This is a genomic window from uncultured Campylobacter sp., from assembly GCF_938045465.1.
In the GTDB taxonomy this organism is placed as follows: domain Bacteria; phylum Campylobacterota; class Campylobacteria; order Campylobacterales; family Campylobacteraceae; genus Campylobacter_B.
In genome coordinates, this window is the sequence record NZ_CALIBF010000048.1 from 1 (window position 1) to 1,933 (window position 1,933).

Annotated in this window: 2 protein-coding genes; one reads left to right on the top strand and one right to left on the bottom strand. The window is 51.3% G+C overall.

Going from position 1 to position 1,933, the window contains the following annotated elements:
- Positions 1–458: 458 nt before the first annotated feature.
- Positions 459–653 carry a hypothetical protein gene (locus Q0413_RS02635; protein ID WP_298987010.1) on the bottom strand — a complete coding sequence of 65 codons (195 nt, stop codon included), beginning with the start codon at positions 651–653 and terminating at the stop codon, positions 459–461.
- A gap of 57 nt (positions 654–710) precedes the next feature.
- Between Q0413_RS02635 and ruvB the strand changes: the two genes are divergently transcribed.
- On the top strand, positions 711–1,727 hold the full coding sequence (gene ruvB / locus Q0413_RS02640) for a Holliday junction branch migration DNA helicase RuvB (protein ID WP_298987013.1): 1,017 nt from the start codon (positions 711–713) through the stop codon (positions 1,725–1,727).
- Positions 1,728–1,933 lie beyond the last annotated feature (206 nt).

The window sequence follows — 1,933 nt, forward strand, 5'->3', positions numbered from 1 at the left end:
AATTCTGAGTAGCTGCGTGCCGCAAATCTTGAAGCGCAGAATTTAAAGCCTCGCTGCCGTAAAAATAAAATCAGCAGCAAAGCTCTACGAGACAAAATTTCGCTGCAAAATTCCAGACGCCGAATTTAATATCGTAAAATTCTAAGCGCCAAATTTTACGTCGCAAAATCATATGCGTATTTTTCAAACGGCTAAATTTCGCTCTTTAATTCTGCACGCTATGATTCTGCCAAGTTTATTCCGTCTCTCGCAAACTCTGCGGCTAGCTTCAAATTTGTGCGTTAAAATTTCGCTCGCAGCATCTTGTGCGTACTTCATGAATTTTATGCGTTAAAATTCTCGCTGCGCGGTGGAGCTTTGCGGCAATGGCTTCCGCGCAAAGCTTTAAATTCTGCAAGTTAAAATTCCGCGCCGTAAAATTTAGCGCAGTTAGCGACCCGCGCGCTGTTTGAGAGCTGCTACGACAAAATTTCGCACTTAAAAAGCATAGCGAGCGACGGCATGAGCGTAGTTTTAAACCCGCCGCGGTAAAATTTCGCGTCTTTCGCGACGGGTGCTTTGCTTTTTAACCCTAGTCCTAAGCACGTACCGTAAAATTCCGCGCGGTAAATTTTATCTCGTTCGCAAAGACGGCGCCTTGCTAAAATTGTCAAAATTTAGCCATTTTTCGCTACACTTGCTAAAATTTTAAAAATGATTAAAGAGAGATTATGGACAGAATTGTAGAGATCGAAAAGATGCAGCTCGATGAGAGCGTGGAGAGCTCGCTGCGCCCGTCGAGCTTCGAGGATTACGTGGGGCAGGAGAAGATCAAATCAAACCTCGCCATCGCGATCGCCGCGGCGAAAAAGCGCGCCGATGTGCTCGATCACGTGCTTTTCTACGGGCCGCCGGGGCTCGGCAAAACCACGCTAGCGCACATCATCGCCGCTCAGATGGGCGCCGCCATCAAGGTCACCGCCGCGCCGATGATCGAAAAGGCGGGCGATCTGGCGGCGATTTTAACGAACCTGCAAAGCGGCGACGTGCTTTTCATCGACGAGATCCACCGCCTAAGCCCCGCGATCGAGGAGGTGCTGTATTCGGCGATGGAGGACTTCCGCCTCGACATTATCATCGGCTCGGGTCCCGCCGCGCAGACCATCAAGATCGACATTCCGCACTTCACGCTCATCGGCGCCACGACGCGCGCGGGCATGATCTCGGCGCCGCTGCGGGATCGCTTCGGCATGCAGTTTCGCTTGCAGTTTTACACGCACGCCGAGCTTGCGCGGATAGTGCAGATCGCCTCTGTTAAACTCGGAAAAGAGAGCGCGGCAGACGCCAGCGCCGAGATCGCGCGTCGCTCCCGCGGTACTCCGCGTATTGCGCTGAGGCTACTGCGCCGCATACGCGATTTTGCCGAGGTGCGCGACGAGGGCGCTATCTCGCACGATCGCGCGCGCGAAGGGCTCGAGGCGCTGGGCGTGGACGAGCAGGGCTTTGACGAGATGGATATAAAATATTTGGAAATTTTATTTGACGCCAAGCGCCGTGCCTTGGGGCTTAGCACGATCGCGGCGGCGCTTAGCGAGGACGAGGGCACGATCGAAGACGTCATCGAGCCCTATCTGCTCGCCAACGGCTACATCGAAAAGACCGCCAAAGGTCGCATCGTAACCGATAAGGCGCGCGAGGCGCTCGGTCGCGTGCTAAAGACCGCGGAGAGAAATCTGTTTGAGGAGTAGGGCGGATGAAATTTTATACTTTACGGCGCTGAGCCAATAGCTACGCAGGCGGAGACCCTACCGTGGCGATTTTGTATATTTGATCTTTGAATTTTGCTTGGTTTTAAAATTTCTTCAGATTTAAAATTTAAAGCGGGAAATTTTATAAATTTAGAGCAAATTTATTATCGGCTCAATAAAATATCCAAAAGAATATGAAGAGAAAT